This window comes from Actinoplanes sp. NPDC049598, assembly GCF_040675435.1.
GTDB lineage: Bacteria > Actinomycetota > Actinomycetes > Mycobacteriales > Micromonosporaceae > Actinoplanes.
The window spans coordinates 79,168-105,439 of record NZ_JBFAOX010000032.1 but is presented as its reverse complement, the minus strand read 5'-3'; the positions used below and the strand labels follow the sequence as shown (position 1 = coordinate 105,439).

Sequence of the window (26,272 nt, the reverse complement as noted above, 5' to 3'; positions counted from 1 at the left end):
GGGGTGACCACTCGAGGCATGAAACGCTCCCCAGTCAGCCCGAGTGGTCACCCCATCCCCACAACCGTCCCCCGAGCGAGAAAGCCCAACCCGCCGGCCGCGACAAGACCACGGACCGCACCCATCGCCATAGATCACACCCGCCGACCAGGCAGCCCGCCCACTCTCCATAGACGCCGTGCGGGATTCTGCAACCGCTGGGCCGTGGACGCGAGGGACTGCCGCCGGAGGACCAGGCCCTTCGAGAGGCAGGAGTGAGGCTCTTCAGGACCTCGGCGTCGACCTGCTTGGCGGGCACCACACCCCTCAGAAGCGCCCGTCCGAGGTGAACGGCCCCACCTTCGACGGCAGGACCAAACCGGCCGCCGACAGGGCGGTCAGCAGGTCGAGCAGCTCGCGCCGGGTGAGGGCGCCCGGGGTGGGTGGGTCCGGGTGCGGTACGCCGAGGGCGTTCGCGGCCTCGCAGGCGCGCACGGCGATGGCGGCCTCGACTGCCCAGAGGCGGTGGGCGCGCATGGCCAGGTGGGCCGAGGCGGTCAGTTCGCTGTGCAGGCGCAGCAGGCGGCGCAGGTCGGCCGCGAGTTGTTCGATCGGCGGGCCGAACGGTTGCTCCGGTGGTGGGTGCAGCGTGTGCCAGCGGTCGGCGAGCGCTGCGTACCAGCGGGGCGCGTAGATGACCGCCGCGCCGATCAGCGTCGGCGCGGCCACGATCAGTGCGAGCTTTCCCAGGTCGAGGACGGACACGCGGGCTCCCTTCCCGATCGACGATGCGCCCGGACCAGCAGACCGTCAAGGCGAGCGGCCGCGCCGGACAGCCTGTGTGCAGCCACCGCGAATTGTTGGATGGCCGACTCGCGATCTTCGCCAACGCGCTACTTCTAGCGGGTCTGGGCCGGCGCCGGCCCGCACCATCGTGGCCATGGAACTTCCCCTGATCGGCCGGGACGGTGAGATCGAGCGTTTCGCGGCGCTGCTCCGCCGGGCCGCGCCGGGACGACCCACGGTGCTGATCCTCGACGGGCCGCCGGACATCGGCTGCGGCCGTCTGCTGCACGAGCTCGCGGCGGCCGGGCGGCGCCTCGGCGCGGCCGTGGCCACCGCGCCCGACCGGATCGTCGTGGTCCGCGACCGGGACGCCTTGCGCCCGGGCACGGCCGATCCGCACTTCCCGGAACGGCTGGCCGCCTCGGCTCCCGTGCTGGTGGTGACTGCCCGGCAGCCGGTGCGGGCCACTGCCAACGCCGAGGTGCACCGGATCGTGCTGGCGCCGCTCGGCCGGGCCGATGTCCGCCGGCTGCTCACGGCGCGGCTCGGCAGTCCGCCGAGCGATGGGCTGCTCGATCTGGCCCGGGTGGCGGCGGGCCGGCCGGGCGCGATCCTCGACCTGATCGCGGGCCTCCAGGAGGAGGCCGGTCGCCGCCCGGCCCGAGACCTGAGCTTGATCAGGTACGGCGGGGACGGGCTGCCCGAACGTACCCGGGCCCGTCTCGCCCATCGGCTGGCCAGTCTCTCCCCCACGGCCCGGCATCTGGTGCAGGCGGCCACGGCGCTGCGTTCGCCGATCCCCCCGGCGCGGTTGAGCGCTTTGCTCGGCGCCGGCGTGGTCTCGCTCCTGCCGGACATCGAGGAGGCCCTCGACTCGGGTCTGCTCGTCCCGGCCGGCGACGCCCTGGCCTTCAGCCACGACCTGGTCCGCCCGGTCGTCGAGGCCTCGATGCCCCACTCGGTCGTCGCCGCCCTGCGCCACGAGCAGGGCCACCACCGCTCCCGCCCGCGGGTGGCCGGCGCCGCGCGGGCTATGCACCCCGCAGCGGCCCCGCATCCGCGCAAGAGCCCGCCCCTGGCTGACTGGAGTTTGCTCAGCGAGCGCGAGCTGGAGATCGCCGAGCTGGTCGGCCTGGCCCTGACCAACCGTCAGATCGCCAGCCGCCTCGGCCGCTCCCCGCACACGGTCAACTACCACCTGCGGCAGATCTTCCGAAAGCTCGGCCTCGCCTCCCGCGTCGAGCTCGCCTCCCAGCTCCGCCTCCGCCACCCCGGCCCCGCCGCCGCAGCATCGTGACCCGCGGCGGCGCGATTCAGCCGGCGTCATAGGCCCGGGCCAGCTGCGGCGGCGCGACTCAGCCGGCGTCATAGGCCCGGCGCCAACCACAGGCCTCCCGCGGCCTTGCGATCGCGCGACGCCGACGCCGACGCCGACCTCAACCGGAGGCTACCTCAGGTCGCGGCGGCGGTCGCGCGATGGCCGTAAAGCCAGTCGAAGGCGTCGGCGGAGGTCCGGGCCATCGCCTGGTCGCGGTGGCGTTGCTGGTCGCCGTCGGGGAGATGGTACGAGTCCAGGCCCGACCGCGACATCGCGAAGACCCGGTCGACACGCGGGCGCCGGGTCGCCTCAAATCGGGCATACGCCTCCGGGCCGCGCAAGCATTCGGCCAGCACCACCGCGTCCTCGATGGCCTGCCCGGCGCCTTGGGCCGCGAACGGCAGCATGGGGTGCGCCGCGTCCCCGATCAGCACGACCCGGCCCCGGTGCCAGGCCGGCAGCGGCGCCCGGTCGTGCAGGGCGTGCGGCGCCACGTCGCCCATCTCGGCGATCAGCCGCCGCACCGCCGGATGCCACTCCTCGAAGCCGTCCGCCAGGCCCACGCTCACATGCGGCGCCACGGCCACCACGTTCGTGTGCCCCGCCTCATCGATCGGGTAGGCCACGCAGTGCCGGTCCGGTCCCAGCCACACCACCACGCGGTCCAGCGGAACCGGCACCACCGCGCGGTAGGCCACGTATCCGCTGTACCGCGGCGGATCATCAGCCAGCACACCCCGGACCACCGAGTTGAGCCCGTCCGCCCCGACCACGACTTCACCCTCCAGTTCGGAAAGCGACGACAGTGAGGCGACCCGGTGACCGAACCGCACGTTCGAGCCCCTCGCCAGCGCGCCGATCAGGGCGCCCCGTCGCATCGTGTAGTACGGCGTCCCGTACCGCCCGAGGTTGATCCTGGTCAGCACCGAGTTGTCGCGCCACCGGCGGATCTCGCGGACGGCCGGCCGCGCCGCCGAGGCGAAGACCGAGGCGTCCAGCAGCGCGGCCGCGTTGGGAGAGATCTGGATGCCGTATCCGTCGTCCGGGAGCGCGTGCTGCCGTTCGTACACCTCGCAGTCGAAGCCCTCCCGGCGCAGCGCGACGGCCGCAGTGAGGCCGCCGACGCCGGCGCCGATGATCGCGATCCTGGACACAGTCACCGTTCCTCAGTAGTACCGCAGCGCGCGGTCCCAGTTCTCGCCGGCGGCGAAGACGCTGCGCGGTTTCATGATTTCGCCGGTGGCGGTGAGCGCGGCCTCGGTCACCAGCGTCCCGGGCGGGACTGCCTCCACGAAGGCGCCGGTGGACGCGGCCAGCGTGCGGACGGCCGGGGCCTGGAAGCGGCCTTCGGCCTCGATCTGTACGTGCAGGCCGTGGTCGGTGCGCCGGGCCCGCCAGAACGTCACCCCGTATTCGGCCGGCAGCCGGAAGACGAGCTCCTCCAGGTCGACGTCGGCCGCGCCGGGCCGGCCCAGCACGCGGACGATCGGCAGCCCCGATGCACACGGGCAGTCGCGGTAGGACACTTCCACGCGATCGCCGATGTGGTAACGCAGCAGTGGCATCGCCTCGCGCACCAGCATCGTCACGACCAGCTCCCCGGCCCCCTCCTCGCTGAGAAGGCCGGTCGCCGGGTCGTACACCTCGAAGATGGCCCGGTCGGCCCACAGGTGCAGCGCCCCGTGCGGGCACTCCCCCGCGAGCCCGCCCGTCTCGCTCGAGCCGTATTCCTGCACGACCGGCACGCCCCAGATCTGCGCGATCCGGTTCCGCCTAGCCGGGCTCAGCGGCTCGCCGGCCACCAGCAGCGCCCGCAGCGCGGGGAAGTCACGCCCGGGGCGCAGGCCCGCGTGCCTGGCCGCGGCCGCCCACAGCAGCGCGTCGGTCGGCAGCGACCAGGTCAGGGTCACGTCAAGATCTTTCAAGAGCCGGACGACCTTGCCGTACGGGGTGGCGAGCGACCGGTTGTCGGCCGGCACCACGGTCGCTCCGCGGGCCAGCGCCGCCGCGTGGGCGACGTGCCCGGTGAGCATGAGCGCGTACGGCGTACGGACCAGGAACGTGTCGCTTGGTTCGATCCCGACGTGCACGCGGGCGTACCGCTCGATCAGGTCCTGCCAGTCGCCGGCCGTGTAGTAGGAGGCCGTCGGCGTCCCGGTCGTGCCGCTCGACTCGTGATAGGTGGCCAGCCGGGACCGGTCCACCGCAAGCATCCCGAACGGGTAGGCGTCGCGCAGGTCGGCCTTGGTGGTCAGCGGGTAGGCGGCCAGCTCGGACCGGGTGGCGGGCACCCCGTCGCGCCGGGTGCGGTAGAAGGGTGAGCCCGCGGCCGCCGCCAGCGCGGCCGGCAGCAGCGAGTCCTGGATCTTGGCGAGGTCAGAGTTCATGGCACAGCTCGTCGATCGGGTAGCCGACATGCCGTTCCCGGCCGGGCAGGTAGCCGAGGACCTCGTCGCCCGGCTCGAGCTCGGTCGAGTTGAGGACCCGGCCGCCCGGGCCGAGCACGCGGACGTGCCAGTCGTCCTGGACGATCAGGTTGAGGCGTTCGCCGGTCGGGGCCACGGCGTCGATGGCCAGCAGCGGCCGGGTCTCGATCTTGACCCGGCCCACCGTCACCGGCCGCGTGCGGCCGTCGGAGCGTACGGCCAGGACTGTCGCCCCTGCCTCCAGCTCGCACAGGTAGCGGGTGCGCTCGTGGTCGGCCAGGGTGTACGACATGATCGCGCCGGCGTTGACCCGGAACGGCCGCATCGGCATGTACGGCAGCGGGTGGGTCTCGCTGACGCAGAGCAGCAGGCCCTGCGAGCGCGAGCCGACCAGGATGCCCTCGTCCTGGCCCAGATAGGAGCACGTGTCGATGCAGGCGCGCTCGCCCGAGCCGACGTGCCGCACGGCGGTCACGGTCAGGGTGACCAGGTCGATCTCCGGCGAGTCGCGGCGGACGATCTCGGTCAGCTTGGTGGCGTCGCCGGGGCCGCCGGGGCGCAGCAGGACGCCGTCGGGGCCGCGTTCGAGCACTGTCAGGTGCACGGAGGCCTCGTCGAGGCTGCCGACCTCGGTGATGATGCGGCCGAGCGAGCCGTCGGCCGCGGCCAGCACGATCTCCAGGGGGATGTGCGTGGGGTCGTGGAACCGGATCACGGTGATCTCGTCGCGGCGCACCCGCTCGCAGGCGAGCTCCAGACTCGCGGCGTCGGTGACGTCGACGCGGCTGCCGAACCGGGTCCCGGGGTGCCGGTCAGCGAGCCGAGCCGGGTCGCCGTGCCGGACCGGGTCCACGAGCACGAGGTCGACGTTGCTCAGATCGAGGCCGTCCAAGTCGGCAGGGCCGGCAGCGGGGTCGGGGTCGGCCGCAGAACGGCCGGCGGGGAGGGCCAGCACCCGCGCGATGGTCGGTGGCAGCGCGGCCAGATCGGCCGGGTCGTCCGCCACGATCGCCTCGAAGCGCAGGTGAACGGCTTCTTCCGAGGCCGCGGCGCGCCAGGGGGCGGCGTCGCGCAGGTCGAGCCAGCATTCACGTCCGGAGGCGGTCATCGGGCCACCGCCAGGGTGCGGTCGTGCACGACGGCGGCCAGGCGGCGCAGCATCGCGCCCGGATCGGCCGCGGTGAAGACGAGTCGTCCGACCGCGACCCCGGCCGCGCCGGCCCGCATGGCGGTCGCCATCCGGCCCAGCACGGCGTCCGCGTCCGGTGACGGCGCGCCGCCGGCGGCCAGGACCGGCACCGACGCCCCCGCGATGATCCGCGCGGTCGCCGCCGGATCGTCCGGCAGCGCCGTCTTGACCAGGTCGGCCCCCATCTCGGCGGCGACCGCGATCGCGTGCGCCACCAGATCGGGCGCGCGGCCGTCACGGACGGCCGGCCCGCGGACGTACATCATCGCCAGCAGCGGCAGCGACCACCGGTCGCACTGCTCGGCCACCGCGGCCAGATGGGCGATCTGCGCCGCCTCCGTGCGCGAGGCCGCGTTGACGTGCACGCTCACCGCGTCGGCGCCCAGCCGCAGCGCCTCCTCCACCGTGGCCACCGGGTATTTCGCGTCCGGGTCGACCGCCATCGCCGTGCTCGCGTTCAGCTGCACGATCAGGGACAGGTCGTGGAAGCGGGCCGGGCGGATCCGGCGGGCCGCGCCCTTGTGGACGACCACGCCGTCCGCGCCGTGCTCGGCCAGTTCGCCGACCAGCGCGTCGAGGTCGCCGCCGGAGCGCAGCGGGCCCGCGCCCACCGCGTGGTCGAGCGGCACCAGGAGAAGACCGGAGCCGCCCCGGCGGCCGAGGTGGTCCAGCCGCAGGCGCCGCCCGAAGGATTCGTTTCCGTACATCGCGGAACCCCCAGTTCACCGACTTGCATGACGGCGAAAAGCTATCGGCGGGCCGCCGCGGCCGGACACTGCTCGTGCGAGTGGCGACCCCGTCCGGGGTAGGGAAAGCGCAGCTCGCCGCGCACGGCGGTCATTGACCTCACCGAATGGGTAGTTGACCCGGCCCGGCCACCCGCGCCCGATGCGCCGGGCACGGCTTTCTGGTAGGCATTGAGGCGCGATGAGGATCTGGCGAGGCTCGACCGTGGCGGCGGGCGTGCTCCCCGACGTCAGTCGGCGGCTGGTCGGCCGGGATGCCGAGGTCGAGCTGCTGACCCGGGTCCTGGACGACACCGCCGCCGGCGCCGGCGGCTGCCACGTGGTCACCGGCGCCCCTGGCATCGGCAAATCGGCCCTGCTGCACGTCGCGGCCGGGCTCGCGGCCGAGCGGGGCATCGCGGTCGCCGCCCGGGAGGCCTTCCGTCTCGATCAGGCCGCACCGCTGGTCACGCTGGCCGGCGCGCTGCGGGACTGCCGGCCCGGGGCGCCGGCGTTCGCCTGGCTGGCCCGGCAGGAGCCGGAGCGGGCCGACCCGTTCGGGGCGCTGCAGCGGCTGCGGGCGTCGCTGGAGGAGGCGGCCGGCGAGCGGCCGCTACTGATCGTCATCGACGACGCGCAGTGGATGGACGAGCTGAGCGCCCTGGCCGTGCGCGAGCTCATCCCGGCCCTCGCGTCGTCCCCGGTGCGCTGGGTGTTCGGGCACCGGCCGCCGACCGCCGAGGATCGCGAGTCCCCGGGCCATCAGCTCATGCGGTGGTTGCAGCGCGACGGCGTCCAGCCCGTGCGTCTCGGTGTGCTGGCCGAGCCGGCCATCGCCGAGCTCAGCGCGGACGTGGTCGGGGCCGACGTGGACAACACGGTGGTCGCGCTGGCCGCCTCCTGTCTGGGCAACCCGCTGCGGACCGAGCAGCTGCTCAAGGCCCTGGTCGCGACCGGCCAGCTGGTGGTGGCGGACGGGGTGGGCTCGGTGGTCGGCGACGACCTGCCGTCCAGCTTCGTCGACTCGGTGCGTGAGGTCGTGGAGACGCTCTCCGAGCCGGCCGCGTGGCTGCTGCGCTCGGCCTCGGTCTTCGGCCGGCCGTTCACCCTGGACGAGGCGGCCCGGCTCACCGGCCGCCCGCCGGCCGGGCTCTACCCGCTGGTCCGCGAGGCGATGGGCGACTTCCTGGTCGAGGACGCCGGTGGCGGGCTGGCCTTCGCGCACGACCTGGTCCGGCAGGCCGTCTACAACACCCTGCCGCGCCCGATGCGCGAGCAGCTGCACCGGGAGGCGGCCACCCTGGACCGGCCCGCCCTGGAGGTGGCCGAGCATCAGCTCCGCAGTGGCCGGTCCGGGGCGGCGGGCGCGGTCCAGCTGGTCCGCTCGATGGCCCGCGAGATCGCCCGGGTCGCGCCTGGGGCCGCGGCCGACGTGATGCTGCGGGCGCTGGCCGCGGCCGATCCGGACGACCCGGGCCGGCCGGCTCTGGTCGCCGACACGGTCAATCTGCTGGCCGCCGCGGCCCGGCTGGCCGAGGCGCGGGAGCTGGGCGGGCAGGCCCTCGGGGCCGGCCTCGACCCGGAGACCGAGGCGCTGCTGCTGCTCGGCCTGGCCGAGGCGTGCAAGCACGGCGGCCTCAACGAGATGACCGTGCAGTACGCGGACCAGGCCCTTCGCCACACGGGGGTCTCGCTCGCCGTGCAGGCTCGGCTCTATGCCGTACGGGCCCATGCGCTCTGCTACCTCGGGGCGCTGGCCGAGGCCGACGAGTCCGGGGCGCGCTCCGATGTGCTCGGCCGGCGCGGTGGCGAGTACGGGGCCGCCGTCTTCGGGCTGGCCGGGCGCAGCCTGGTCGCGTTCGCCGAGGGCCGGCTGCACGACTCCCTCGCGCACGCCCGCGCCGCGACCGCCCTGGCCGACTCCGAGGGTGGCGAGGCGGCCCAGCGTCACCCGCGGATCTGGCTCGGCGCCGCCCTGATCGTGCTGGACGAGTTCGACGAGGCCGAGCAGGTGATCCGGGCCGGGCGCCGCGAGGCCGACCGCTCCGGCTCCAGCTGGGCCGAGCCGCTCTGGCACTACTTCCAGACCTCCCTGCTGTACGCGCGGGGGCGGCTCGAGGAGGCGGCGGTCGAGGCCGAGTCCGGTCTGGCCGTGGCCGAACGGCACAACGCCCACGCGCTGGCCATGCCGCTGCTGGGCATGCTGCTGCGGATAGCCGTGCTCCGGAGCGACCTGCAGGCGGCCGAGAAGCACCTCGGCCATGTGCGCCGGCTGGCCGAGGGCGGGGTGACCGCCGTCCCCGAGGACGTGCTCTGGGCCGAGGCCGTGCTGGTCGACGCCCGGCGCGGCCCGGCGGCCGCGTTCGACCTGCTCGGCGACTTCTACCAGGCCCTGCCGGAGCGGCCGGCCCTGCTCGCGGCCGACCCGGCGGCGGCCGCCGAGCTGGTCCGCATCGCGCGCGGCGCGGGCCGCGAACCGGAGGCGGCGACCGTCGTGCGGGCGGCCCAGCGGCTGGCCGCGGGCAATCCCGGCGCGCGGGCCGCCGAGGGCGCGGCCGCCCACGCGGCCGGAGTCCTGGCCGGCGACGAGAAACAGCTGCTGCTGGCGGCCGAGCGCTACCGGGCCGTGGGCCGGCCGCTCGCCCTGGCCGCCGCCCTGGAGGACGCGGCCGGGCTGGGCCACGGCGCCGCCGTACGGGCGTGGTGCGAGGAGTCGCTGGCCCTGGTCACCGCGGCCGGGGCCGACCGGGCCCGGGCCCGTCTCGAGCCGAAGCTCGGCACCGTGGCCGCCGTGCCCCCGCCCGAACCCGACCCCGCCGAGACGTGCCTGTCGCAGCTCACCCCGGCCGAGCGCAAGGTCGCCATCGAGGTCGGCCGGGGCCGCACCAACATCCAGATCGCCGAGACGCTGTTCATCTCCCGGCACACCGTGGACGCCCACCTGCGCAACATCTTCGGCAAGCTCGGCATCCGGCGGCGGGTCGAGCTGGCCACTCTGGTCGCCCAGGAGGGCCGAACCACGTGAACACGTGATGTACGGACGACCGGCACGGCCGAGGATGGCGAGGTAACCGCCCACCTCCCCCCACCGCCAAGGGGACGCCGATGCCGACAACCGCCTTCCGGACGCCGGTGCTCGTGGCCGGGGCCGGGGTCACCGGCTCGCTCACCGCACTGGAACTGGCCCATCACGGGGTGCCCAGCATGGTCGTGGAGCGCTCCGGGGGCCCAACCCGGCTGCTCGACCCGCTGCTGGTCAACGGCCGCAACATGGAGCTGCTGCGCCGCCTCGGCCTGGCCGGCGACCTGCGGCCGGCCGGCGTCGACCCGGACGGCCCGGTCGACGTCGTGTGGGCCCGCGGCCTCGACCAGCCCCCGGTGCTGGTGTGGCGGCTGCCGTCGGTCACCGAGCTGCGCGGGGCGTACGCGGCGATCGCCGACGGCACCGCCCCGATCGAGCCGTACCTGCTCATCGCCGGGTCCCGGCTGGCCGAGCGGCTGCACCGGGCGCTCGGCCACCCGCTGATCGACCTGCGCTCGCGCTGGACCCTGACCGGGCTGCGGGCCGAGCCGGACGGCGTGGTGGCCACCGTGATCGACGCCGGGACGGGCAAGCGGCACACGGTCGAGGCGGCCTACCTGGCCGGGTGCGACGGGGCCGAGAGCACGGTCCGCCGCTGCGCCGGCCTCGAGATGGCCGAGCTGGGCCCGGCCGCCGCCTACCTGACCGTCGCCTTCCGCAGCCCCGAGCTGGCCGCCCGCTGGCCGCACCCGTCGGCCGTGATCACCGGGGGCAGCACCGTGCTGACCGGGCACGACGGCGACCTGTGCGTGGCCCACCTACCGCTGACCGAGGACGACGAGGCCGCCGTGGCCGACCCGGCCGACCTGCTCACGCAGCGGCTGGGCCTGACCGGCGAGCCGCCCGAGATCCGCGCGGTCGTCCAGCGGGCGGGCCGGCCGGCGGTGGCCCGGTCCTACCGCCGCGGGCGGGTCTACCTGGCCGGGCAGGCCGCCCACCAGGCCGAGCCGCCCGGCAACGACGTCGACACCTGCATCGGCGACGCGGTCGACCTGGGCTGGCGGCTCGCGGCCGCCGTGCACGGCTGGGCCGGCGAGCACCTGCTGGCCGGCTATCAGGCCGAGCGCCGCCGGCAGGCCCTGCTCGACCGCGAGCTGGGCCGCCGGGCCGGGCAGACCCGCAGCCGCTTCCAGCGGCTGGTGGCGGCCGGGGCCGACCGCGAGGTGCTGGTCGAGATCCTGCGGCAGGAGGCGCCCCAACTCGACCCGGCCGGCACCGGGCCGGCCGGGATGAGCGGCGCCCCCGGCTTCCGGCCGCCCGCGTTCCGGCTGGCCGGCGGCGAGCAGTTCTTCGACCGGCTGGGCCCGCAGCTCACCCTGGTCGACCTCACCGACGACCAGGGCGGCTGGCCGCTGGTCACGGCGGCCCGGGCCCGGGGCGTCCCGATGCGCCACCTGCCGATGGCCGGGGCGCCGATCCCGGCCGGCTGGTGCGGGCGGCTCGTGCTGATCCGCCCCGACCAGCAGGTGGCCTGGCGCGCCGACGGCCCGCCGCCCGACTGCGACGGCGTGCTGGACGAAGTGACCGGCGTGCGACACGAGTTATACGAAAACGCGTGATGCGGGCGGTAAAGCCCGCCAGCGACGCTCGTCATCTCCCAGCGCACCGGAACGGGGCCGAACGGGAATGGACAGAGGGACGATGTCAACAACGATCACCGACGACCTGAGGCGGACCACGATCGCCGGCTGGTATCTCCGGCTCGCCGACAACCCCTGCCCCCGGCGCAACCACTGGCAGACCAAGGTCACCTACTACCAGGCGGTCGCCGAGCTGCTCGCGGCCCGGCCGGAACGGCCGCTGACCTGGAAGACGATCGTCGGGGCGGCCCGGCCGCGGGGCTGCCGCAGCACCTTCTACGAGGTGACCGGCGTGCGGGCCCGGCACGCCATGGTCGGCGAGCTGATCGCCGAGGGCAGCATGCGCTCGATCGAGATCGCCCTGCGCTACCAGCGGCCCGACCCGGTCGAGCAGCTGATCGACGAGACCAAGGTGTGGTCGTTCTGGCCGTACCGGCAGCACTTCGCCGAGCGGGCGGCCGACCTGTCGATCACCGACGAGCCGGTGCCGGCCGAGCTGCGGGAGGCGCTGGTGGCCTGGGCCGGGGTCAACCCGGCGCTGGCCGCCGCCAACGCGCACCGCCCGCCCGCCGTCGCGGTCGAGGACCTGGCCGTGCTGCACCGGGGCCGGCTGGCCGCCACCCGGGCCGAGAGCCGGCTCACCGAGGTGCTGCGCCACCCCCATTGATCTCGTGCGGCCATCATGGACGGCATGGCGCACAGGGCACCGAGGCGCACCGGCACATGGCCGCCGGGCACGTTCCTGGGCGGCCTCACGCCGGCCGTGGCCGACGAGCTGGTCGGCATGAGCGCGCGGCACCGGTACGAGAGCGGCCGCCCGATCCTGCGCGAAGGGGCGCTGGGCACGCACGTGGTCGTGCTCGAGAGCGGCTTCGTGAAGGTGACCACGGCCGTCGAGGGCTTCGCCACCCTGCTCGGCATCCGCCTGCCGGGCGAGCTGGTCGGCGAGATCGGGGCGCTGACCGGCAGCCCGCGCAACGCCACGGTGACCGCCTGCGGCGTCGTGCACGCGGGGGTGATCACCAAGGCCGCCTTCGAGGGCTTCCTGCGCCGCCACCCACCGGCCTCGACCCTGGTCATGGCGATGATCGCCCGCCAGCTGAGCTGGGCCAACCGGCGGCGCAGCGACTTCGCGGCGTTCCCGGCCCACCTCCGGCTGGCCCGGCTCCTGGCCGAGATCGCCGAGACCTGCGGGCGCGAACGGCCGGACGGCAGCGTCGAGATCGCGGTGCCGCTGAGCCACCCCGAGCTGGCCGCGATGATCGCGGTGTCGCGCGCCACCGTTCAGAAGGCCGTGCAGGAGCTTCGCGGGGACGGGCTCATCGCCACCGCGTACCGCCGGATCGTGATCCTGGACATGAAGGGCCTGACCCACCTGGTCAGCGAACGCGGCCCCGCGGAACCAGGCGGCTGATCGGCATCGGCGGGGCCGGGATGGCCGGGCCGTCGTAGCCGTGGACCTCGCCGAAGCGGGGCGTCCGGTCGGCCCAGTCGGCCCGCATCGCGACGATCTCGTCGTGGTCGCGGGCGACGAAGTTAAATCCTTAGCCCTAGTCTTACGGGATGCGGGCATCGACGTACGGCAGGCAGAGCAGCAACAAGGCGAAGTCCATCGCTGAGCAGCTGGAAGCGGGCACAGCGGCCAAGGAAGACAACGGCTGGGAAGACGCCGGGGACTACACCGACGGGCGCTCAGCAAGCCGCTACGCCAACCCGGCCAAGCGCCGGGGTGGGTGGGCAGAGCTGCTGGCAACTGTGTCCCAGAGGGATATAGATGCGGTGATCCTGTGGGAGTCGTCCCGTGGGGATCGCACCTTGGCAACCTGGGCCGCGTTCCTGGACTCCTGTAGGGACAACGGCGTTTCAATCCATGTCATCACCCACGACATGACCTACGACCTGTCCAACGCACGGCACTACAAAGTGCTGGCGGAAGACGGTGTGGCGAGCCACTACGAGACGGACCTTCTAAGCATCAGGACCAGGCGCGGACATGCAGGTGCGGCAAAGGCCGGCCTACCCCCTGGCGGTCCCACCCCGTACGGCTACAAGCGCACGTTCGACCCCAACACCGGTAAGCGTCTGGGACAGGTCGTTTCAATCCCTGAAAGCCTTGTGGTGCAACGCATCTTCAAAGACATCAGCAAGGGTGAGCCGATCCTGAAGATTGCCGAGAGCCTCTCTAAGCCGTCGGACCCCTGGACCCCTAGCCGTGTGAGGGGGATAGCCCGAAATCCCGTCTACGTGGCTCTCAGGCGGCACAACGGGCAGGAGTACGCGGGGCAGTGGGAACCGATCGTGGACAAGAAGTTGTTCTACGACGTGCAGCAGGTGTTGAGCAGTCCGGACCGAAGAATCACCCGCCCTGGTCGGCAGAAGCACCTACTCAGCTACCTGGGGCGCTGTGACGTGTGCGGGGACCACCTGGACCACGTGAAGGACAGCTACCGGTGTTCCAACCGCCGCAAGCACTGTGTGCAGATCCAGGCGGCACCGTTGGAGGCGGTCATCGAGCGGCTGGTTGTCACCCGTCTTCAACAGCCGGATGCGTTGGCAGCACTAGTGAAGCCAGAGGGTGTCCAGAACATGGACGCCATCAAAGGTGATCTGGCAGAGGCACGTTCCCGCCTTCAGTCGTTCAGGCAGGGAGCCATCAACGGCACCGTGTCCATCGAGACGCTTTCAATGGCTGAAACCCAACTGGCACAACAGATTTCAGACCTTGAAACGCAGTTGAAGGCGGCAACGGTTCCCCCTGCACTGCGGGACATGGCGGGACCGGACGCACAAGAGCGCTGGAACGCAGCGACCCTGACCGCACGCAGGTCCGTGGTTCAGACGCTGTGTGAGATCAGGGTCGGCAAGGGTGGAGCGGGGACGAGGTACGCGGACAAACAGGCGGTGGCTTTGAAGCGCCTCAGCGGGTCTAGGTGGGCCGGGGACAGCCGTACGTGGGGTCAGGTGTGGGTGTAGTCATTCGCCGGGCTCTGGGTGCCTGTTCTGCGGGAAGGTGCGCTCCTGCATGATCGTGCTGATCAGGGCTGCACGGTCAGCGTTGGGACCTAGACCCACACCCATGCTGCGGGCAAGTTCCCGTAGCTCTTCCAGTTCCATCTTCTGAAGTTCGATGTAAGACGGCTGGTTGCTCATGGCTGCCCTCTCGTTCTTCCCGTACCAGTAGACCCCTGGGGCGATTTGCTGAAGTGAAGTCTCCTCGGCCAGCGCCCTGAGTATCGAGTACCCCAGCGACAGGTCTTCGTCGTCTTCCTCCACGACACCGGGCGGGATGCAGTTGGCGGTGTACCGCCACGCCTTCCGGTCACGGTCACTCATCAGGTTCTCCCCTGGTCTGCAACTTGCACGAGCCACCCACGCTAGGCACCCCCTCCCACACGTGTCTAGGGGTAGACGTGGTCGGTATTGCCGTATGCCATGTGTAGAGATCACGACGGGCCTAGCTTCTGGGTGTGGCAACACGACCGACGTTCAAGCTGATGGGTGCGGCAGAGATCGCTGCCCGCTTACGAATCGGCCGTGCCCGCACTTACCAACTGGTCGGCAGAAGAGACTTCCCAGAGCCCTATCAGGTGCTAGCCATGGGTCAGGTCTGGCTTGCGGATGACGTTGAAGCCTGGATCAAAGAGAAGCGTCCGCATCTGGATGACGGGGACCAGCCCTAGGAACCCGCTGTTTTGGCGGGGTGAGGCAGTAGGCGCCCCAGCACATCCGCCTGGTTTTCATTCAGTACGGGAGCGGCGGCAACAAGAACCGCCACCATTCGTTCCACCTTCTTGCGCCTGAGTTTCTTCATACTCAGTAGCCTCCCGCATTTCATCTTGTGAAGTCGGCCGGCCTTCACCTTGTCCACGTGGTGTCAACAGGGTGTCAACGTTGACAGGGTGCTGACCCAATCCTGTCCACGTTGTGTCCACGTTGACACCACGTGGGTGCAACGTTGTGTCCACGTCCAAGCCTTACAAGCCATACACACATACAAAACCAATTAAGAAACTGAAACACTGATAGCTAGTAGGCGCCTGCCTTTCAGTTTGTAGAAAAAGAGCGTCGAAGTCGACATGCATTACGGTTATCGGCATGGCGACGAAGATGACGGAAGACGAAGGCATGGAAGCCCTTGTCCGGTACCCATGGGATGAGTGGTCTGACGGGGACAAGTGGCTCATAGAACGGGGAGTGGATTACAAGTCCTCGGACCGCATGTTCCAGGTTGCGGCACGGCAGTACGGGCGGCGGAACGGTTACACCGTCCGCACTCGGAAGCACGTCAAAGGTGTCGTAGTGCAGTTCCTGCGTGGTTCTGCCCCCGCCAAGAAGAAGCTGCGGAGGAAGTGACATGTTCCCTCCGAAGTACGGGAAGCAGCGGCTGAATCGCAGCGAGTTCCACAACCTGACTCAGTACACGTCGCTATCTGATGGCAGTTTCCGCTTGCTGATGATGCTGAACACGCTCGCCGATGATGACGGCAACGTTGACATCGTTGAAGACGACCTGTTCCCCCGCTTCATGTTGAGGAACGACATCCCCGAACTAATCATCGAACTGACGCGAGCAGGGCACATCAAGCCTTACGAAGCCGAGGAAAACGGGGAAATCCGCAAGTTCGCGTCGATGGTTGGTTGGAACGTCTCCCGTCATCCCAATCAGCAGTCCACACACTCAACCGCAGTCAGTGAGTGGCGCAATCCCCTCCCGCCATGGCAAGACGGTCCTATCAACGCAACTAAGCGCGCACCACGTACCAAGAAGGAGATTTCAACTGATGAAACGACCACACCTGATGTACCGCGCAAGCGGGTCCGGCCAAGTGGTTCTCGACCTGGACAAAGTGGAGGCGTTCCGGATTCAGCACCAGGACACGCACGCGAAGGTGTACCTCGTCGTGAGCGGGGTGGAGTACCAACTGGCAAAGCATTTCGGCGATCCTCGGATTCCGTTCGACAGCGAGGACGAGGCGATGGCGGCGGTACTGGACCTGCTGCGGATCGAGGAGTTCTCAGTGGGCCTGAACATCCCCGAACAGCCCTAGAAGCCTCTAAGCCGAAAAAAGCGCTGAACCCCGGGGCGACTAAGCGGACGGCGGGGAAAGTCGCTCAGCGTGGCTCTGAGGGCCGTCAAACCGGTGAGCCTGTCATCAACCGTGATTGGAACGCGGCCCTGAGGAAGCGGGCACAAGAGGTCGGCGTCCAACTGAAGGCAGACAAAGAGCGACTGGAACAGGCCAAGCAAGAGGCGATGAACCACCTTGACCGCTACGAAGATCACCACACCACGGAAGACATGTCGCGGGAACAACTGGATGAGTGCTTCGACGCGGGGTGCATCAACTTCGAGGAGTGGGAGTACGCAAGGAAGTCCACGAAATGAAACGGGGCCTACCTGACCGATCAAGTAGGCCCCACATCTGGAAACAACCAACCCAACACACATCAAGGGGGGTCCTGATGCAAGAGACACGGTACGGCAAGGGATGGTCGCGGGTCCGAAAGCTCCGCCTCACACGGACAGTCCTAGGGGCGGGATGGCTGGGAACGGCACTGGGTGTCGTGTGGTGGATTGGAGTGCGGTGATGTGTGACGTACATGGGCGGGACGCCAAAGGACCCGATGACACACAAGACCTTCAGGTGCCGGAGTCCTGGCTGACCGAAGAACAACTGGCGGAGAAGGTGGCCCACAACATCGAGACCAAGGGCTACCACATCTGCAACGAGTTGACAGACGAAGAGTGGGTTGAGACTGCACAGCGACTCATCATCCAATGGCACGCACAGCAGAACTAACAAACTGAAAGGCAGAGACATGGCACACGACGAACGACTGATGTGTACGGCGGAGACGAAGCTGCGGGAGCTGGGCTACATCCCGATGCCCAGGTTCAACCGCGCGAACAACAACACCGATGACACTTTCGTCGGTGTCCAGTGGGTGAAGCGAGACGAGGCCCTGGCCATTCTGGACCTCATGACCAAGAACGGCGGCCAGGAATGAACATCGACCCACAACGCGTCATCGACAAGCTGCGGGCACAGAACAGCGAACTGACGATGAAGAACGCAGTACTGGAATCCGCGGTCGATCAGCTCACGGAGGAGAATGGTGCGCTGAACGAGCAACTCACCAAACTGGAAGAGGCGGAATCAAATGACTGACGTCATCAACCCGGAGAACGGCGAGTACCGGCAGGACATCGCGGAGCAGAGCAACCTCGCGGAACCGAAGAAGTCCGGTGTTCAGATCAACATCGACGAGAGCAACGCGGCGAACGAGAAGCTGGGGGCCCAGTTGCTTCCCAACACGTTCGACAAGACCGAGGCCGGCCGACAGGCCCACGAGCAGAAGTTCGGCGCTCAGCGTGGATCTGAGGGCGGGGAAACGCCCATCACGACAGAGGACACCACTGCCCTGAACGAGAGTCGCAAGCTTCAGCGGCGGAACCAGAAGTAAGGAACTGAAATGAGCAAGGCGTGGGCCGGGGGAAGTACTCGTGCGTGGAGGAAAGTGCGGGAACAGATCCTGGCCCACAACCTTGTGAACAACGGGGGCAGGTGCAGGGCGGCAATCGCGGGTACATGCACGGGAACAGCAACACAGGTACACCACTTGCGGGGAAAGAAGGCGGGAGATGACCCCCGCTACCTACAGGCTGTGTGTGCGGAGTGCAACAAGGAGATAGGTGATCCCAACGCGGGTAAGCAACCACCACCCCGCACACTCACACAGTGGTGATGGGTAGTGGGTAGTACATACACACACCACATGCATTGCACATAGTTAAACAACACACATGCATTACATGAGATGAAACAGAGGGTGAGACAGATGATTAGACGAGTGGCTTTTTCCCAGCAAGGTCGGCCGGACACCCCCCATGCCCTTCTGTCCTCTCTCTCTGTTGCAGAAAGTTAAACCAATGCCTGTACGTAAAGGACCAATGGCGGCCAGTCTTTCCAAGTCATGGCAAACAGTGGCATTTCAGGAACAGCATCAGTGGGGGTACCGGCTGGCCATGTCCTACGCGATGGCAATCGACCGGGCCGAGCGGGTGAAGCAAGAGCTGCTGGATGCCATCGAACAACTGGAGGACGAGGGCGGCACAGCCAACGTCAAGTGGACACAGCGCATCGAGCGGTTGGAGAAGTACTACATCGCCGACAGTGTGGTTGCGACGGTAGGACCACGGCTGCTGGAACAGATGCTCAAGTTCGGAATGACTCCCGCACTCACTAGGCCGGCCGTTACCCAAACTGAAACGCAGAAGGGAGGAAAGAGCGATGACAGCGGAAGTACTACCCAAGCCACGGAAGAGCCTGAAGACGAACTCGCCAAGCTCAGGGCAGAGCGCGGGAAACATACACGCGCTGGATAGCAGCAAGGTCTTCGGCAACACAGAAGCACGGCGCTTCACCCCGCCATTGGTCACCGGTCCTCCCGGTCCCTGTGGTTGCGGCTGTGCGCTGGACGAGACGACCAGCTACGGGTTCGCAGTGGAGCGGTTCGCCATTCAGGTGGGCCGCCCTTTGCGTCCCTGGCAGCGGTGGGTAGCCATCCACGCGGGGGAACTGCTTCCCGACGGCACACCCCGCTTCGAGCAGATCCTGTTGCTGGTGGCCCGGCAGAACGGGAAGACCCACCTGCTCTACATCTTGATTGCGTTCTGGTTGTTCATCGAGCAACACGCGATGATCCTGGGTGTCTCCGTCAACCTCACCGGCGCTTCCATCCCGTGGAACAAGGTCGTTGAACTTATTGAAACGACGCCTGAGTTGCGGCGGTGGATGCCCAAACAGAAGAACCTCGGCATCTACTACGACAACAACAACAAGCACATCGAGACGGCGGACAGGTGCACCTACGCATTGGTTCCCGCTGGACGTGGTGCCGCCCGTGGACGCACTGTTGACCGTCTTGTCGTCGATGAGTTGCGGGAACAGAAAGACCGCGAGACCTACGACGCCGTAGTGCCGACGATGCAAGCACTCGACTATGCGCAGTGCTGGTTCCTGTCCAACCAGGGTGACGAACGTTCCATCGTCTTAAACGACCTACACACGGCGGCACTGGCATTCATCAACGCGGAGACGGACGAAGACCGCGAAGACCTGGACGACAGTCTGGGTCTGTTCGAATACAGCGCCGAGGACAACTGCGATCTGTTCGACGTGGAGGGATGGAAGGCGGCCAACCCCTCCCTGGGCCACGTGACGAAGATGTTCAAGCGGCTGCACAACAAGGCCAAGCTGGCGATGAAGATCGGTCCTACCGCCGTCGCCGGTTTCCGTACCGAGTACCTGTGTCAGAAAGTTAAATCCCTCAACGGTGCGATCGACCCCATCATGTGGAACGTGTGTGAAGACTCCGCACCGCTTCCCAAGTCGAGCGGCATCGCGTTGGTGTGTGACATCAGCCTGGACGGTAAGCACGGAACGCTGATGGCGGCCGAAACCCTCTCAGACGGCCGTAGGCGCGTTGAAGTCGTCAAGGCATGGGAAGGGGTCAACGTGCCCCTTCTGATCGAGCAGGAGCTTCCTGGGCTGGCTCAAAAGGTCAAGCCTCGCGTGGTGGGTTGGATGCCCATGGGTCCGATGGCGGTATTGGGCGCGAAGATGAAGCAGCGGAAAGGCGTACGACCTTGGTTGGCCGGCATTCCAATTGTTGAAATCACAGAGGTGCCTGAAGCGTGCATGGGATTCAGTGCCGACGTGGACAGCGAACTGATCGCGCACAACGGTGATCCGCTGCTGACCCTGCATGCCCTGAGCGTTTCAAAGTATGAAACGGGAGACCGGTGGAAGTTCAGCCGGAAGGACGGGGAACCGTGCGACGCGGTTTATGCGGCGGCGGGTGCTGTCCATTTGGTGAAGACACTCCCAGCTCCCGTGAAGCCGATGCTGGTATCCGTGGGCGGAAAATGAAAGGCATTACCCTAATGGCATGGGTCGCCTTTCAAACTTGTTCAGTCTCAGCAAACGCGCTGAGTTTGCACTGACGTTTGACGACCCACGCCCGGCAACGACTTTCAGCGCTGACAGTCCGGACCCTGTGTCTATCGACCAGTACTTCCGGCGGCTGAATGAACTGGAAGGCGTCTCACCGAGCGTGGGTCGTCGCTCTGCCATGTCCATTCCCGCCGTACTGCGGGGACGGAACCTGATCTGCAACATCGGCACGCTTCCTCTCGTCACGTACCGAGGGAACAACGAGGTGATGCGTCACCTGTTCCTGGAGCAGATCGACCCTCGCGTTGCGAATGTGGTCACGCTTCAGCAGACGGTGGAAGACCTCGTGATGGACAGCGTGTCGTTCTGGCGCATCACGCAGTGGGACTGGAAGAACTATCCGGTCAGCGCCTATCACGTGAACCTGGATTCGGTGACGGTCCAGGCGCCTACGAATGCGCTTCCTACGACGATGCCGTGCGGGGACAGCTATCACCCCGATGGTGAGATCTACATCGAGGGTGTGAAGGTTTCATCTACTGAAATCATCAGGTTCGACAGTCCGCATCCGCCGTTGCGCAAGACGGTGGGCGGCGTCATTCGGCGGGCCATGAAGACCGCCAAGACATCGGAGATGTTCGCCGAGAACCCGATGCCCAAGCTGCTCTTCACACCGAAGGCAGATGTGGACCCGCTGTTCGGGTACGAATCGCCAGAGGAAGCCCGCGCGGCGATGCAGGAGGAAATCCAGGCGTTTGCCGACAGCGCGAAGAACAACCCGTACAACTACGTCGGTGCCGCCCTGGACGCCAAGCCGTTGGACTACCTGTCCCCTGCCGACCTTCAACTGATTGAAGTCGAACGGAACATCAACCTGGGCATCGCCAACGCCCTGGGCCTGGACCCCGAGGACTTGGGAATCAGCACCACTTCCCGCACCTATCAGAACGCGGTGGACCGTCGTAAAGACCGCATCAACGATCTGCTGAACCCGTACATCCTCGCGGTGGAACAGCGGCTGACGATGCCCGACGTGACCCCTCGCGGTTACTTCGTGAAGCTGCTCCAGGACGACTACCTACGGGCGGACCCGAAGACGCGGGCCGAGATTCACCAGATCTACCTGAACAGCGGCGTCATCACCAAAGAGGAAGTCCGCTCGAAGGAAGGCTGGGCACCGTTCACGCCCGAACAGAAAGCGGAATTGGAGCAGGCGCAACGAGAGGCAGTGAAGGTGCAGTCCACGCTTGGCAATTCACCTCGTGAGCTGGAGGCCGGCCGACCCGCGGATTACTCGTTCGCCACCTCGTCGGATTACACATTCGACAACGAGGAACGCACGGCATTCGCGGTCAACAAGGAAGCCCGCACCATCACCGGTTTGGCACTGCCCTACGGCAAGACTGCGGTCAGCCGTGGACGGAAGTGGGAATTCCTGCCGGGCAGCCTGGAGTACGCAGACCTGTCGCGGGTCAAGCTTCTGCGGGACCACGACAACAGTTCGGCCATCGGCATCGCCACTGGCTTCGTCGAGACTGAGCGCGGTGTCGAGATCACGTTCAAGGTCGCTCCTGGCGAGAAGGGCAACGAAGCTCTTTCACTCGCTGAATTCGGTGTCCTGGACGGTCTTTCCGTCGGCACCACCGACATGGATTTCTACAACGACCCTCAAAAGCCGGGCGTGAACATCGTCCGTAAGGCACATCTGAACGAGGTATCGCTGACTGCGGTACCGGCATTCGACGACAGCCGACTCACGTCCGTGACGGCGGCCAAAGAAGGGAACACCATGATTTGCACCCGTTGCGGGCAGGACACGCACGTTGTCGAGAACTGCACCGCACCCGATCCCGAGCAGCAGTTCAGCATCAAGGACTTCGAGAAGTACCAGCGCATCCAGGCCATGTTCAACCAGACCGTGGACGAGGCCAAGAAGCCCCTTCAGAATAACGCTCCCGCATCCGTCCAGGACGACCCGACCGTTCCGCCGCGTGAGGTTCCCAACGCCGCCACGTTCGCCCAGACCGTCGTGAACGAGAAGCCGGTCTACACGTTCGACACCAACAGCGAGTTCAGTTTCGCCAACGACATCAAGTCGATGCTGAAGGGCAACGACGAGGCGGCGCGTAAGCGTGTCGAGGGCTTCATGGAAGCCGAGTTCGCGGTCAGCACGTCCAACGTCGCCACGCTCAACCCGACCATTCAGCGGCCGGACATGTACGTGGACCGCCTGGACTACGAGTACCCGATCTGGAACACCATCAACAAGGGTGCGCCGCCCAACGGCGTCACCCCGTTCCAGTTCCCGAAATGGAGCAGCAGCGGGACCCTCGTCGCCGACCACACCGAGGGCACGGAACCGTCTCTGGGTTCGTTCGCGGTCACCAGTCAGACGGTCACTCCGACCCCGCTTTCCGGGAAGATCGAGATCAACCGCGAGGCATGGGACCAGATGGGTTCGCCCAACCTGGACAACCTCGTTCGCGCGGAGATGCGCCGTTCCTGGTACGAGGGGCTGGAAACGGCTACCGCCGCATTCCTGGACGGCCTGACGCTGACCGGTCAGGAGACCACCATCACCACGGCGGCGGCGGATACGGCGCTTCAGGGTGAGCTGATCGGCGCTCTCGTGGACATGCTGTTCACGCGCGGCGGATACCGGCTGCGGGACTTCATGGTTCAGGCCAACCTCTACAAGAAGCTGGCTCTCGCCAAGGACGGCAACGGTCGTCTTCTGTTCCCGCCCCTCGCTCCGCAGAACGCGGCCGGAACGCTGGCGTCCTTCTTCGCCAACCTGAACCTGAACGGTCTCATCGGCCGTCCGGCATGGGCGCTGGGTGCCGCTTCCACCAACGCGGACAACAGCTACCTGTTCGCTCGTGAAGACGTGCACGGCTGGGCCACCACGCCGCAGTTCCTGGAGTTCAACATCCAGGTGAAGTCCATCTACATCGGTGTCTGGGGCTACAAGGCTTTCGCCAACAGCCGCGTCGAGGGAATCCGCCGCTTCATCTACGACCCCGCCTAAGGCCGGCCGACTTCAACCACTGAAACGCACACAGGTCCGCATCCAACTTCTAACGGGTGCGGACCTGTTTCAGAGATAGGAACGCGCATGGCAATGCCCGCAGGCATCACACCCATCACAGTGACGGGCAAGTACCTGGCAGCGGACGGAACGCCGCTGTCGGGCTACCTCGTCTTCACACCATCCATCAAGGCCGCTGATTCGGCCGACAACGCGATTGTTCCGCCCGCCCCGTACAAGGTGACCCTGGACGGCTCTGGGGCCTTCTCCGTGGCTCTCATGGCCACCGACGACCCGCAGTGGAACGACCCCGGCTGGACCTACTCGGTTCGGGAGGTCATGCAGAAGCAGCGGGACGACAACAACGGCTCGCTCTACACCGTCAGCGATTCCACGTACAACATCGAGGTTCCCGCTGCTTCAGCCGGTGGAACGCTGGACCTGGCCGACGCGGTTGTCGTGGACCTGCCCGGTACGCCGTCCCAGTACCTGTCCAAGGCGGGCGGGACGATGACCGGAGATATCACCCTGGCTTCCGGTGTGAAGCTCAAGTGGAGCGATGTCGAGATCCAGCGGGACACCACAGACCGCATGAAGGTTCCCGACGTCCTGGTGGTCGGCAAGCAGGCGGCCAACTTCAGCACGTCGCAACTGGACGCGCTTCCCAAGGGCGACGGCACCGGCCAGATCTTCAACGGCATCGTCATTCCCTCGGACTACAGCGGCGGGGATGACGACGGCGCTGGTGGCCATTACGACTCCACCGGCCGCGTCTACACCTACGCGTATCAGCGGGCCAACTCGAAGCACCTGGGCGAGAACTTCCGTGGGTTCCTCATGCGGCAGAACGCCAAGCACTCCCACGCCATCTTCGGTCCACAGAACACCGGCACGCAGGTTCCCGGATGGGACGTCAACGGTGACGCCAAGACAACCGGTGTCACGTGGAATCCGTGGTTCTGGGGCTGGGTGGTTCACGACTACTCCAACGACGGACTCAGCCGACACCTTCACGGTTCCATCGAGACACCGATGGCAAACGGTGAAATGGCCACTCGACTTCAGGTGGCTTTCGGCAACCGCAACACCGGCACGATCGGCATGGACAAGACGTTCATCATCACCACGTCGGCTGACTTCGTGGTGAACCAGGCCAGTGGGGAAACGCTTCGTCTTGCTGCTGCGGCGGGTGCCGAGAAGAGCATCACGTTCGCCAACGACACCTACGACGATGACGGCAGCAAGAAGCGCTGGCGCCTACGGCAGACTTCAACTGCTGAAGCCGGTTCCAACGCGGGAAGCGACTTCGGCATCCAGCGTTTCGCGGACGACGGTTCGTCTCTCGATTCCCCGTTCACCATTACCCGGTCCAACGGTCAGATCACGTTGGGTGCCAACTCGTCCAGCGGTGTGGTCATCCGCCGTTCCGTGGCCAGCTCTTCGTCTCCCGCTCTTCAGGTGCAAATCAACACGGCTACCGGCAGCGGTGTGGAGGTCCAGGCGCAGGCGGCCAGTGACCGTGCTCTTCAGTCCCTGGTGGTCGGTGACGCCAGCCGTCGCTTCTACATGACGACCGATGGCGGAATGAACTGGGGCAGCGGAGCAACGAGCAAGGACGTGACGCTGTACCGCAAGGCAGCCGACATCCTCGCCACTGACGATGTGCTATTCCTCGGTGGCATTGCCGCACCGGCCACACAGACCGGCGGCGGGTGCCTTTACGTGGACACCGCAGGCAATCTGAAGTTCAAGAGTTCGGCGGGCAACATCACCACGATTGCGCCGGTCTAATGGACCCGGTAACCGTCGAGAAGGTCCTGGCTTACCTGGATCGGCCAGACCTGGACCAGGACCAGGTGTCCGGCGCGTTGGAGGCTGAGCGGGCCTCTCAGCGGGGTAAGTGCCGCATCCCTGATCCCTTGCCCGCAGACCTTCACGAGGCGCTGCTTCGGCGGGTCCACAGGAACCTGTCCATGCGTGGACTCATCAACGCCACGGAAGTCGAAAGTGGTGCGGTTTTCACTCCGTCAAACGATCCCGAGGTTCGGCGGCTTGAAGCGGGATACAGGAAGGTGCTTCTCGCATGAGCCTCATGGACAAGCGGGATGAAGTCGTTGCCGCCCTTGAAGGAATTGAGGAAGTGAAACCGTTCCCTGTACGGCAGAAGCTTCTCCAGTTCGGTGATACCTGGGTAGTGCAGGGCAGCGTTGTCATCGACCCGCCAAGCGGCTTGTTCGAAGACAACTGGTTCGTCGTCTCGTTCCTCGGACAAGACGAACTGAGGGCCGCTCAATGGATGAGCGATCATTGGCAGCAGATCGTCACGGCGGTGGAAACCGTCGCAGTAGTTGACCGCGTGGACATGGTGGATATCGGCACCAAAAACGAGACACAGTTCACCATGCAGATCACAGCAAGGAGCGAGTAATGCCTAACGTCGCTGGTGCCATCTTCTCGAAGAACGCTTCGATTTCGTGGGACGGCCAGGAATTCCTCGGCAACACCACCATGGCGCTTCTGACCCCGGACACCCCGATCACTCAGGAACGCACTCTGGACCCCGGCTATGTCCTGTCGGATGTGGACGACCCGACGTGGACCTTCCAGATTCGTGCCGTGCAGGCCCAGGACGGCCTTACGGATTGGCTCTTCGAGCACCAGGGTGAGGAAGTCGAAATCGTCTACACGCCCAAGCGCGGGGCGGGCAACAACACCTACACGTTCACCATCGTCGTGACCGCTGTTCCGATCGGTGGGGAGCGTGGTTCTTTCGCCACGGTTGAAGCCACGTTCCCGGTCATCGGCCAGCCCGTAAAGGGAACCGCGGTCTAAGGCCGGCCGACTCAACTAACTGAAATACAAAGGGGAGAACCGATGGAGCAGTACCGACTTGTTGTCACGATGGATAACGGCGACGTGCACGAGCTGGTTGCCGACCAGCGGGACGTTGCCAAGTGGGAGATGTCTGAGTTCGACAAGCCCACTGCCGGGCCTCGCACTCAGTCTCGCTTCCTGGCGTGGAACGTCATGCGGCGCAAGGGGCTTACCAAGTCCCAGTTCGACAAGTGGAACGACGAGTGCGCCAACGTCGATCACAAGGCGGATGAGGAAGCGGACCCTACGAAGAAGGGTCAGTCGTCCGAGGACTGATCCAGATGGTTATCCAGGGCTCGCCATTCACCTACTCGGAACTGAGGCGGAT

Annotated in this window: 26 protein-coding genes; 20 read left to right on the top strand and 6 right to left on the bottom strand. The window is 67.3% G+C overall.

Going from position 1 to position 26,272, the window contains the following annotated elements:
* Window positions 1-306: 306 nt before the first annotated feature.
* Window positions 307-744 (bottom strand): hypothetical protein, encoded by a 438-nt coding sequence (locus tag AB0J66_RS43270; protein ID WP_364673451.1) that lies wholly within the window; start codon window positions 742-744, stop codon window positions 307-309.
* A gap of 175 nt (window positions 745-919) precedes the next feature.
* Between AB0J66_RS43270 and AB0J66_RS43265 the strand changes: the two genes are divergently transcribed.
* Entirely contained in the window at window positions 920-2,062 is a 1,143-nt protein-coding gene (locus tag AB0J66_RS43265; protein WP_364673449.1) for a helix-turn-helix transcriptional regulator, read from the top strand.
* A gap of 155 nt (window positions 2,063-2,217) precedes the next feature.
* Here AB0J66_RS43265 and AB0J66_RS43260 read toward each other — a convergent pair whose 3' ends face one another.
* From AB0J66_RS43260 to AB0J66_RS43245, 4 genes are read right to left on the bottom strand one after another with little or no spacing between them, the layout of a single operon-like run.
* Window positions 2,218-3,243, bottom strand: coding sequence for an FAD-dependent monooxygenase (locus tag AB0J66_RS43260; protein ID WP_364673447.1), 1,026 nt, complete (start codon window positions 3,241-3,243; stop codon window positions 2,218-2,220).
* Between the two features lie 6 nt (window positions 3,244-3,249).
* A complete protein-coding gene (locus tag AB0J66_RS43255; RefSeq protein WP_364673445.1) occupies window positions 3,250-4,470 on the bottom strand; it encodes an AMP-binding protein in 1,221 nt (406 codons plus the stop codon).
* Window positions 4,460-5,617, bottom strand: coding sequence for a 3-dehydroquinate synthase II family protein (locus tag AB0J66_RS43250; RefSeq protein WP_364673443.1), 1,158 nt, complete (start codon window positions 5,615-5,617; stop codon window positions 4,460-4,462). Before AB0J66_RS43250 ends, AB0J66_RS43255 begins: the two co-directional genes overlap by 11 nt.
* Entirely contained in the window at window positions 5,614-6,405 is a 792-nt protein-coding gene (locus AB0J66_RS43245; protein WP_364673441.1) for a 2-amino-3,7-dideoxy-D-threo-hept-6-ulosonate synthase, read from the bottom strand. The genes AB0J66_RS43250 and AB0J66_RS43245 overlap by 4 nt, the downstream gene beginning before the upstream one ends.
* Window positions 6,406-6,625: 220 nt before the next feature.
* On the opposite strand from AB0J66_RS43245, the gene AB0J66_RS43240 reads away from it, so the two are divergent.
* From AB0J66_RS43240 to AB0J66_RS43220, 5 genes are all read left to right on the top strand, one after another.
* Complete coding sequence (locus AB0J66_RS43240; protein ID WP_364673439.1) at window positions 6,626-9,448, top strand: BREX system ATP-binding domain-containing protein; 2,823 nt, start codon at window positions 6,626-6,628, stop codon at window positions 9,446-9,448.
* 80 nt (window positions 9,449-9,528) lie between these two features.
* Window positions 9,529-11,064, top strand: a complete 1,536-nt coding sequence (locus tag AB0J66_RS43235; RefSeq protein WP_364673437.1) for an FAD-dependent monooxygenase — start codon at window positions 9,529-9,531, stop codon at window positions 11,062-11,064.
* Between the two features lie 82 nt (window positions 11,065-11,146).
* Entirely contained in the window at window positions 11,147-11,752 is a 606-nt protein-coding gene (locus AB0J66_RS43230) for a hypothetical protein (protein ID WP_364673435.1), read from the top strand.
* Between the two features lie 24 nt (window positions 11,753-11,776).
* Window positions 11,777-12,499 carry a Crp/Fnr family transcriptional regulator gene (locus tag AB0J66_RS43225; protein WP_364673433.1) on the top strand — a complete coding sequence of 241 codons (723 nt, stop codon included), beginning with the start codon at window positions 11,777-11,779 and terminating at the stop codon, window positions 12,497-12,499.
* A gap of 149 nt (window positions 12,500-12,648) precedes the next feature.
* Complete coding sequence (locus tag AB0J66_RS43220) at window positions 12,649-14,058, top strand: recombinase family protein (RefSeq protein ID WP_364673431.1); 1,410 nt, start codon at window positions 12,649-12,651, stop codon at window positions 14,056-14,058.
* On the opposite strand, the gene AB0J66_RS43215 is transcribed toward AB0J66_RS43220, so the two are convergent.
* Window positions 14,059-14,418 (bottom strand): Rho termination factor N-terminal domain-containing protein, encoded by a 360-nt coding sequence (locus AB0J66_RS43215; RefSeq protein ID WP_364673429.1) that lies wholly within the window; start codon window positions 14,416-14,418, stop codon window positions 14,059-14,061.
* 134 nt (window positions 14,419-14,552) lie between these two features.
* Between AB0J66_RS43215 and AB0J66_RS43210 the strand changes: the two genes are divergently transcribed.
* The 14 genes from AB0J66_RS43210 (at window position 14,553) to AB0J66_RS43145 (ending at window position 26,220) form a co-directional block, all read left to right on the top strand.
* Entirely contained in the window at window positions 14,553-14,765 is a 213-nt protein-coding gene (locus tag AB0J66_RS43210; protein ID WP_364673428.1) for a DNA-binding protein, read from the top strand.
* 415 nt (window positions 14,766-15,180) lie between these two features.
* On the top strand, window positions 15,181-15,438 hold the full coding sequence (locus AB0J66_RS43205; RefSeq protein WP_364673426.1) for a hypothetical protein: 258 nt from the start codon (window positions 15,181-15,183) through the stop codon (window positions 15,436-15,438).
* 1 nt (window position 15,439) lies between these two features.
* Window positions 15,440-16,471: a hypothetical protein gene (locus AB0J66_RS43200; RefSeq protein WP_364673425.1), complete on the top strand. Its 1,032-nt coding sequence runs from the start codon at window positions 15,440-15,442 to the stop codon at window positions 16,469-16,471.
* Between the two features lie 184 nt (window positions 16,472-16,655).
* Window positions 16,656-16,886, top strand: a complete 231-nt coding sequence (locus AB0J66_RS43195; protein WP_364673423.1) for a hypothetical protein — start codon at window positions 16,656-16,658, stop codon at window positions 16,884-16,886.
* A 19-nt stretch (window positions 16,887-16,905) separates the two neighbouring features.
* Complete coding sequence (locus AB0J66_RS43190; protein WP_364673422.1) at window positions 16,906-17,094, top strand: hypothetical protein; 189 nt, start codon at window positions 16,906-16,908, stop codon at window positions 17,092-17,094.
* Entirely contained in the window at window positions 17,091-17,255 is a 165-nt protein-coding gene (locus AB0J66_RS43185) for a hypothetical protein (RefSeq protein ID WP_364673420.1), read from the top strand. The genes AB0J66_RS43190 and AB0J66_RS43185 overlap by 4 nt, the downstream gene beginning before the upstream one ends.
* On the top strand, window positions 17,248-17,550 hold the full coding sequence (locus AB0J66_RS43180) for a hypothetical protein (RefSeq protein WP_364673418.1): 303 nt from the start codon (window positions 17,248-17,250) through the stop codon (window positions 17,548-17,550). Before AB0J66_RS43185 ends, AB0J66_RS43180 begins: the two co-directional genes overlap by 8 nt.
* A 466-nt stretch (window positions 17,551-18,016) precedes the next feature.
* Window positions 18,017-18,472 (top strand): hypothetical protein, encoded by a 456-nt coding sequence (locus AB0J66_RS43175; protein WP_364673417.1) that lies wholly within the window; start codon window positions 18,017-18,019, stop codon window positions 18,470-18,472.
* 118 nt (window positions 18,473-18,590) lie between these two features.
* A complete protein-coding gene (locus tag AB0J66_RS43170) occupies window positions 18,591-20,018 on the top strand; it encodes a hypothetical protein (RefSeq protein ID WP_364673415.1) in 1,428 nt (475 codons plus the stop codon).
* Between the two features lie 127 nt (window positions 20,019-20,145).
* Window positions 20,146-23,070, top strand: coding sequence for a phage portal protein (locus tag AB0J66_RS43165; protein WP_364673414.1), 2,925 nt, complete (start codon window positions 20,146-20,148; stop codon window positions 23,068-23,070).
* A gap of 87 nt (window positions 23,071-23,157) precedes the next feature.
* Window positions 23,158-24,861 (top strand): hypothetical protein, encoded by a 1,704-nt coding sequence (locus AB0J66_RS43160; RefSeq protein WP_364673412.1) that lies wholly within the window; start codon window positions 23,158-23,160, stop codon window positions 24,859-24,861.
* A 292-nt stretch (window positions 24,862-25,153) separates the two neighbouring features.
* Entirely contained in the window at window positions 25,154-25,498 is a 345-nt protein-coding gene (locus tag AB0J66_RS43155) for a hypothetical protein (protein ID WP_364673410.1), read from the top strand.
* A complete protein-coding gene (locus AB0J66_RS43150) occupies window positions 25,498-25,902 on the top strand; it encodes a hypothetical protein (RefSeq protein WP_364673409.1) in 405 nt (134 codons plus the stop codon). Before AB0J66_RS43155 ends, AB0J66_RS43150 begins: the two co-directional genes overlap by 1 nt.
* A 42-nt stretch (window positions 25,903-25,944) precedes the next feature.
* Window positions 25,945-26,220, top strand: coding sequence for a hypothetical protein (locus tag AB0J66_RS43145; RefSeq protein WP_364673408.1), 276 nt, complete (start codon window positions 25,945-25,947; stop codon window positions 26,218-26,220).
* Window positions 26,221-26,272 lie beyond the last annotated feature (52 nt).

Coding starts and splice junctions, on each gene's coding strand:
- AB0J66_RS43265 (WP_364673449.1), top strand. CDS start 920: ATGGAACTTCCCCTGATCGGCCGGGACGGTGAGATCGAGCGTTTCGCG.
- AB0J66_RS43255 (WP_364673445.1), bottom strand. CDS start 4,470: ATGAACTCTGACCTCGCCAAGATCCAGGACTCGCTGCTGCCGGCCGCG.
- AB0J66_RS43250 (WP_364673443.1), bottom strand. CDS start 5,617: ATGACCGCCTCCGGACGTGAATGCTGGCTCGACCTGCGCGACGCCGCC.
- AB0J66_RS43245 (WP_364673441.1), bottom strand. CDS start 6,405: ATGTACGGAAACGAATCCTTCGGGCGGCGCCTGCGGCTGGACCACCTC.
- AB0J66_RS43240 (WP_364673439.1), top strand. CDS start 6,626: ATGAGGATCTGGCGAGGCTCGACCGTGGCGGCGGGCGTGCTCCCCGAC.
- AB0J66_RS43235 (WP_364673437.1), top strand. CDS start 9,529: ATGCCGACAACCGCCTTCCGGACGCCGGTGCTCGTGGCCGGGGCCGGG.
- AB0J66_RS43230 (WP_364673435.1), top strand. CDS start 11,147: ATGTCAACAACGATCACCGACGACCTGAGGCGGACCACGATCGCCGGC.
- AB0J66_RS43225 (WP_364673433.1), top strand. CDS start 11,777: ATGGCGCACAGGGCACCGAGGCGCACCGGCACATGGCCGCCGGGCACG.
- AB0J66_RS43220 (WP_364673431.1), top strand. CDS start 12,649: ATGCGGGCATCGACGTACGGCAGGCAGAGCAGCAACAAGGCGAAGTCC.
- AB0J66_RS43215 (WP_364673429.1), bottom strand. CDS start 14,418: ATGAGTGACCGTGACCGGAAGGCGTGGCGGTACACCGCCAACTGCATC.
- AB0J66_RS43205 (WP_364673426.1), top strand. CDS start 15,181: ATGGCGACGAAGATGACGGAAGACGAAGGCATGGAAGCCCTTGTCCGG.
- AB0J66_RS43200 (WP_364673425.1), top strand. CDS start 15,440: ATGTTCCCTCCGAAGTACGGGAAGCAGCGGCTGAATCGCAGCGAGTTC.
- AB0J66_RS43190 (WP_364673422.1), top strand. CDS start 16,906: ATGGCACACGACGAACGACTGATGTGTACGGCGGAGACGAAGCTGCGG.
- AB0J66_RS43185 (WP_364673420.1), top strand. CDS start 17,091: ATGAACATCGACCCACAACGCGTCATCGACAAGCTGCGGGCACAGAAC.
- AB0J66_RS43180 (WP_364673418.1), top strand. CDS start 17,248: ATGACTGACGTCATCAACCCGGAGAACGGCGAGTACCGGCAGGACATC.
- AB0J66_RS43175 (WP_364673417.1), top strand. CDS start 18,017: ATGCCTGTACGTAAAGGACCAATGGCGGCCAGTCTTTCCAAGTCATGG.
- AB0J66_RS43160 (WP_364673412.1), top strand. CDS start 23,158: ATGGCAATGCCCGCAGGCATCACACCCATCACAGTGACGGGCAAGTAC.
- AB0J66_RS43155 (WP_364673410.1), top strand. CDS start 25,154: ATGAGCCTCATGGACAAGCGGGATGAAGTCGTTGCCGCCCTTGAAGGA.
- AB0J66_RS43150 (WP_364673409.1), top strand. CDS start 25,498: ATGCCTAACGTCGCTGGTGCCATCTTCTCGAAGAACGCTTCGATTTCG.
- AB0J66_RS43145 (WP_364673408.1), top strand. CDS start 25,945: ATGGAGCAGTACCGACTTGTTGTCACGATGGATAACGGCGACGTGCAC.